This is a genomic window from Streptococcus sp. M334, from assembly GCF_000187745.1.
Taxonomy (GTDB): Bacteria; Bacillota; Bacilli; order Lactobacillales; family Streptococcaceae; genus Streptococcus.
Window position 1 is genome coordinate 1 of sequence record NZ_GL732498.1, and the last position, 7,934, is coordinate 7,934.

A 7,934-nucleotide genomic window follows, 5' to 3' on the forward strand; every position below is an offset into this window, starting at 1 on the left:
TTAGACGCGCTCGTGCTGGCTGATTGGCTTGCACTTGTCGATGCTGACTTAGACGCGCTCGTGCTGGCTGATTGACTTGCACTTGTTGAAGCCGACTGACTAGCTGATGTGCTGGCTGATTGGCTTGCACTTGTCGATGCTGACTGGCTAGCACTTGTTGAAGCTGATTGACTTGCACTTGTGCTTGCTGATGCTGAGGCAGATCGCGCTTCAGAATCCGATACTGGTGGTTTCACTGTATTTTGTGTACCATCTTTATAAGTAATCGTTACAGTCCCATCATTTGATATTCTATATCCTTCATCTCCATCTTTGATACGGTTTGCATCTTTTGGATTTGCTGCTTTCACCGCCTCAAGAATCTTTTGTTTATCTTCTGGAGATAGGGTTGTTGTATTGCTTACTTGTACTGTTGCAGGAACATTACCTGGGAATTTTTTACTTAATTTCCCTTGAGCAACAAGGAAAGATGGAGTCTGTATTTCATTACCACTCAAGTCTCTCGTGATAAATTTACGTGTCCAATAATTACCTGATGCCCATGTTTTATCCGGTTTATATGTACCAGTAGCTTCAATCGTCGCTGGGGTAGTGTTCGTAGCTTCTGTAACACTTGAAATAGAATTTATCTCACCATCTGTTGCATAGCTAGGATCAATAAATTTTGTCTGAGTAGATCTATCATCTGAAACTTCCAACTTATTGATTTTACCACTGTTATCCGTGACTTCAGCAATTACACGATACTTATCACCAGCAAATATTTCATACCCTGCAACTTTTCCTGTACGAACAACTTCCTTAGGTGCATCTTTCCACTCACCAGCTGCATTTTGAATCTGTAACTTGTACGTAATCGTCGGTGGTACAGTTTCCTTAGTAATCGTACCAGAACTTGACTCTGAAGTTAACTCTTCAGTTGTATTTGGACCTGCTGGTACACTTTGAGTCACAGTTACATTAGGTACAGTAGGTGAAGTACTTGAAGGAAGAAGACCATTATTTCCATCATAGACTTTTTGCAAATCAGTCGGAGTAAAGGTTACGCTGTTAGCGTTATTGTCTGCTTTTTTCTTAACTGTCTGACCTGCAACTGTCAAGGTTACAGTTGCTCCTGGAAGAACATTGGTTACCGTGATGCTTTGATCTGGTAAACCTCCACGTTCACTTAAGTCTCCAATAACTGGTGGGTTAACTTCCATTGCCAATTCTGAGATTGGTTTGGTACGAGATTGACCATCTGTATAGGTAATCTTAGCATTAGTTCCTTCGAAGGTAACGTCCTGGATACGATCTTTTTCTTTTTCTGTAGCTGTATCATGGGCATTCTTAACAGCTTCTTTTATGCTATCCTTTTCAGTATCTGTCAAGGAAGCTAGGCGTGTAACCTTAATCTTCTTATCAGGATTCAAGTTAGCATTTCTTACTGCTAAATCACCTTGTACAAGTCTAAATGTATTTCCTACTGACTCATTTCCTGCAACATCTGTAGCTGTAATCGAACGAGTCGCAGTATTTCTAGTGCTGTATTGAAGATCGTCTTTAACCTTTTCCGTTACAACTAGGCTAGCTGGATTTGTAGTTGAGGCATCTGTAATAGAAGAAATATTGGATGCAGGTTCTTCTTCATTGGGATTGAGTACCGGGTCTTTTCTAAAAGTATTATCCAAAACTTTTCCAGTTTGAATCTCGGTAGCTCTATCATGCCCTTGTCTAACTGTCGTTTTATTTATATAGTTACTATTGTCAGTGGCTGATGTTTTAAATCTAACTTGGTCACCAGTATAAAAAGTATATGCTGGAGTTCCAGAAGTCGTCTTAGGAGCAGCTACCCATTCTCCAGTCGCTTTATTGTAAATTTCTACAACTGTATTCGCTACTGGCGCAATCGTCTCAGGGGTAATATTGACACCTGTACTTTCAGCAGATGGGGTTGTAACGCCATTAGAATCCGTAATATTTGCAGTAGCTGTTACACTTCCTCTGGCTGGCAATACATTCAAACCAAGTTCTGCAGGAGTTACTGTCAGTTCAGTTGCACCTGCTGGCTTATCGACTTTATAAGTCTCATTTCCGATTTTAATCGTAACAGACGTTGCTTTTGGTTCAATATTTGTAATCGTAATGTTCTTGGCAAGACCACCTTGATTTGACAAATCATTTGTAACCGTTGGAGCTTTTGGTTTAGCAATATCTGCTACCTTGAGTGTACGAGTCGTGTCATCCTTATATTGGATAGTTGCAGTATCGCCATTTATCGTAACATTCTTGATACGACCATCAACACCATGAGCTGCCTTAATATTAGTGATCAGAGTTGCTTTTTCAGGTTCTGATGGATTGCTCAAGTCATTGACTGTTGGCTTTTCAGTTGGATTGAGATTTGCATTTTTCTCCGCTAGACTTCCATGACGTAGAATAAAGCCATCTGTGCTTGATGAGTTATTTGCTCCATCGACAACATTAATTTGACGAGTAAGCGTCTGATTTGCTGCCCATACAAGATTATCTCTCAACGTTACAGTAGATGTTCCCGTATACGGAGTTGTTTCCGACGCATTCGTCACCGTATCTCTGAAGGTACCACCTGTACTTGTTCCCCATGAAGAAAGAGCGAACAAATCATTTTTCCAACTTGTTCTATCCGCAAATGTGACCGTCTTAACTTTTCCACTATTATCTGTAACGGTGGTTTTGACACGAAGTTCATCACCTGAATAGATAGAATAATCCTGTCTACCTTCTGAATCCACTGTAGAAGGTACTGGTTTCCAAGTATTGGTTGTCTTATCTAACACTTCAAATGAATAGTTAATAACTGGTTTTTCTGTTTCTGGTGTGATAGTTACAGAATCACTTGTTGCAGATTCAAACGGTGTGCTAGCACTAATATATAAACCTGGTGCTGAAACTTTGGCAGTAACTGTTGCATTGTTTGGCAATAAGCCATCCTCAAAACCAAGCTCGGTTGGTGTAATAGTTACACTAGGGGTACCAGCTGTAATCGGCTTAGTAAACGTTTTAGTCCCTACTGTCACTGTTACCTTAGTTGCCTGTGGGTCAATGTCTGTTACCGTAATCCCCGTTGGCATACCACCTTCTCCGCTTAGATTGTTAGTTACAGTTGGTCGACTAGGACGAACTTCCACTTGCAAAGTTTCTCGAGCAGGATTGTCTGACCCATCTATTGCAGAAAGGAAGTATTGAAATCGTCCAACTTTATTAATAGTTCCTCGAACTCGACTCGAAATTGTCTTATCAGCATTTCTAGTATTAGTTAGCGAAAGCGAACCAACACTAGGATCAGTTAGCGGAGAGCTGTTTGCCGTAAGCAATCCATTGAAAGATTTAATACCCGAATTACCTGTCTCATTGTCTGAAACGGTTAGAGGCACATCGACAGAATCACCTGAAACAATTTCAATTTGTTTATTGGCTGGAACTCCCTTAATAACAGGAGGAATAGCATCACGACTTGAGATTGCAGGAACACCAAATTCTGAATCCAAAGTTCCCTTGTTATTTGGTAAGGTTACAGTTGTCTTGGCTACATACGAACCAGCCAGTACAGATGGTACGTTAACTGTTGCTTTCCCTCTTGAAACTGTACCTGTGTGGCTTGTATTGTTTGGTCCCTGAAGGGTAACTATTGAGCCATCTGGGATACCTGTTCCTACATTCACTACAACTGGTACATTTTGTCCGACTCTATTGTTAAGATCTGTTTCAATTGTTGGAGGAGCTGGTTTAACGGCAACTTTAACAATTTTCTCGGTTGTATTACCAAGCGTATCTGTAGCGGTCACCTTCACATTCTCATAAAGACCAACTTTTGTAGGAGTACCTGTCAAAGTAGTCGACATAGAACCGTCATTGTTTCTAACAGCTGGGCTTGCTGTCAAAACACGGTTAAAGTCTGTATTCGATTTGTCAAGAGTGGTTCCTGTAGACCTACTTGCATCATAAGTAAGGGTCTTCATGCCTGAATTACCAGTCGTCACATCAGAAGCTGACAAGCGGACATTAGCTGGTTGTCCAGCAGTTAAATTGATTTGTCCGTTGTCTCCTGCTGTAACAACAGGTCCAGTCTTATCAATATTAGTTGCGCGAACTGTATTACTATAATCAGATTCAACAGATGTCTTTCTTACTCCATTTCGATCTGTATACTCTGGCTGTCCATCAACAACTGTCTGAGCCTTGTACTCTGCATTGTTTTGTAGATTAACATTTCTAAAGGTTACATGTCCATTATTATCTGCTGTTTCCTCTAGTATTTTCACTCCATTTTGGTAAAGAGCAACTTTCTTACCTGGAGCTGCTTTCTCAACGTGAATATTTTGCTGAGCTTGACCTTCTACAAGTTTAGTCGTAATTTTTGGTGCGTGAGGCTTAACGATAAACTGAGTATCTACATCTTTTGTTGTATTATCTGGGAAGGTTACATGTATCTTATTGTTAAAGACCCCTGGAGTGCGTCCAACATTCTTCTTATCGATTAGTTGATTGTTAGAATCTCTCCACTCTATTTGTGAGCCCCTAGGTAACTTATCACCACCATAATCATTAGTACCTTTTCTTACTAAATATTGGTTCGGATCCGTAAAGGCATTTGACGCAGAGCCATCATACCACCATTTCAAACCTGCAGCATTATAGTCATTGGTAATATACGGTTCTTCCACCTGTTTAACAAAATATTTCCCATTGTCTGCCGCGGCTAGTGGATAAGCTTGTTCGTAGCTCATCCCAAGAGGATTGGTGTGGAGTCCCACTGTTGCAAAGGTCGTACCTGGTGAACCTAAACCAAATAACAGTTTCATATTTTTTATTTGTTCACCAGTAACACCTGGTTTTACTCTTGTTTCAAAGCGTGTTACGTTTACTTCACTTTGCGTTCCACCGATATTAACCGTTTGCCAAATAGTACGTGGGTCTGAAATACGCGGAACGATTGCTGGAGAAATTTCGTTCCAGATTGGTCGTTTCCATGTGTCATTATTATCAGATAAAGCTTTTAGCAAGTTTTTAGATTCATCTGGATGGTAAAGAGAAACAACGCCTTGACTTCCACCTCCAAACGAATTTTTATCGTATGTTGCTGTCCCCTGTTTAGCAAATCCATCACTACCATTCGCAACAGTCTCACCAAATTTATCTGGTAAGCTAAGCGGATGTGCCGTATCAACAGGAAGGTCAGCGAAATTCACATTTGGTTTTACTGTTGTACTTGTTATTTGATTTTTATAACCCGTCGTAACAATATTATCAGGCATCTCTAGCTGGTCTGGAACCTGCATCCACTTAATCACATTAGTATAGCCACGATTAGCAAGCGGATTGGCAATAACTGTCCAAATGATAGAGGTTACTTTACCATTTGCATCATATACAGGCTTCGATGAAACAGCCACGTGATCTCGCAAATGATTCTCTGCAGAAGCATTATATCCAGATACGTAAGATTTTAAGTTTTCGCCATTTGCACGATTCTCATTAGCCTCTCCTACCGCACGTGAACCAACCTGTGTATTAATGGCACGAGTTTGTGATCCTCTCTCCATCTGTCTGCCATTTAGCACACTACGTTTTCCGTTATGGGCGCGGATCACGGCATTGGCGATTGAAGCTTCTGCAGCTTTGGCTTGCTTGATAACGGCTGTAAGGTCAGCGTTTGGATTCTTCAAAGCTTCTTCGATAGCTGTTACAGCAGCGTTAACTTTAGTAACTGCTGAATCCATGTTAGGCAAACCGATAGACCTAGCTAGGAATTCACCCATAGAAGCAGAGATTTTAGACAGACGTTTGCGGTCTTCTTCAGCTTTTTTGTTGCTCTCAGCCGATACTGTAGTCGCTACGGCAGCTGTTGTCGTCGTACCCACCAAGCTTGAAGTCGTTGATGTGATTTGACTCAAACGATTTTCAACTGCTTGTAGAGATGCAAGGCTGTCAGTGATGACTTTTGAAAGAGCTGCATCAGCTGTAGTATTAGCTGTATCTGCTTTACGTACAGATGTCTCTCTGTTTGAAGCTGTTTCTGATGCTACTGGTTTTGCAAGTTCAGAAGTTACTCCAGCTTGTGATTGAGAAGCACTTGTTGATGCTGACTCAGACGCTGATGTGCTGGCTGACTGAGATGCTGATGTGCTTGCTGATTGGCTTGCACTTGTTGAAGTACTTACTGATTGGCTTTCACTTTCTGAAAGATGCTTACTTGCATTCTTGGAAGCTTCCTCAGACAAGGATTGGCTTTGGCTGACAGAAACTGATAGGCTGTCGGCTTGAGCCCCCTCCTGATCTTTTACTGTTCCCAAAGTTACTGTGTCTGTATTCGCAAGTGTTTGATTTGACTCTACTGTCTTTTCAAGAGCGTCATTGGCATAAACAGTTGTTTGTGTTGCAACTGCTCCTCCAAGTACCGTCCCTGCTGCGGCTATCCCTTTCAGGATATCCAAGCCTGTTAGTGTATTTGCCGATTGCTCTTCAATCACTTCAGTTGTTACCTGAGCAGCATCTACACCACCTCGCAAGACTTTAAAGAGACCAAATTGAGAGGTCGAGGCACGCAACCAATGCTTACCCGACTTGATCAACTTGAAACGGGTTACACGATCCGTCTCCCTATATTCACCTTCTTGGCGTCTAAAAAACATTTTTTAGATTCCTTTCCTTTTGTTTTTATGTGTATTTTTCGATAAAATACCATTCTATATTATACACTTTAGATTCAAGTAATTCAATAAGTTTCAAAACATTTTTACCTAAAAAAAAAAAGCATTTTTATATTACTAAAATCCAAGTTCCAATTTTTTATAATTTTTTATAATTATCAATGACATCCCATATTTTAAGCGGTTTCAAAGTCTATAAATTTATTCTTAATCATTTTATGTATTTATATTTAGAAATATTAAATTTTTGTTACAAAACATTAAACTAGAACTGGAAAATTATACTCTATTTGTTAATATATTGATTTCTGTGATATTTGTATACTTGCATATCTTTTTATATCTATAGCAAGCTACATTAGCATGAAACAATACATAAACATTTTAGCTCCTGTTTACCATAGAATAATGTAAGAAGGACAGTATCTCTATGCCCTTGAATGTCTTTATTCTAACATCAATGAACGATTAAACATATCATTTATTAAATTTTAATACACAATTCAAACACTCTCTAGATTTGTTTGAAACTAATCTCACCTTTGCAATGATTATAGTAAATTGAATCTAGAATAGTAGAAAACAACTCCTAAAGCACTGTTAGAAATGTTCTATAAGTTACGGTGTACTCTTCTATAGTAGATCGAAATAAGATATGAACAAATCTATTTAGGAAAGTCAAATTAATTTCTAGAAATATTTTATGATTTATGATGTACTATTATAGATTTATTTTATTATATATTAACTCTTATATACAGAAAAGAAATTTTTAAAAACCCCTGAAAACTTAATTTTCAGGGGTTTTTCTAACCTATTCATTTTTGAAAACGGTTATTTTAAGACAAGACATTATGCTTCATCTTCATCATCATGCTTACGGCGTTTCGCAATCAGACCTAGACCAGTCACAGCCGACAAAGCTCCAAGGAGTACAGATGATTTGGAAGCTTCTGTACCTGTATTTGGCAATTGCTGTCTTGACTTAGCTACTGATTCTGATGGTGTTTCAGATGCGCTTGTTGACGCTGACTCAGATGCACTTGTGCTGGCTGATTGGCTTGCACTTGTTGAAGCTGACTGACTAGCTGACGTGCTGGCTGATTGGCTTGCGCTTGTTGAAGCCGATTGACTCGCACTTGTGCTTGCTGATTGACTCGCACTTGTGCTTGCTGATTGACTCGCACTTGTGCTTGCTGATTGGCTTGCACTTGTTGAAGCTGACTGACTAGCTGATGTGCTGGCTGATTGGCTGGCGCTTGT

2 protein-coding genes are annotated in these 7,934 nt (G+C 39.8%); both read right to left on the bottom strand.

The genetic code is table 11. The features are described 5' to 3' along the window. On the bottom strand, positions 1 to 6,653 hold a 6,653-nt coding region (locus HMPREF0851_RS15030), incomplete at its 3' end, for an accessory Sec-dependent serine-rich glycoprotein adhesin (RefSeq protein WP_000466174.1). Positions 6,654 to 7,523: 870 nt separating this feature from the next. Beyond that, on the bottom strand, positions 7,524 to 7,934 hold a 411-nt coding region (locus tag HMPREF0851_RS0104565), incomplete at its 5' end, for an LPXTG cell wall anchor domain-containing protein (RefSeq protein WP_000319066.1).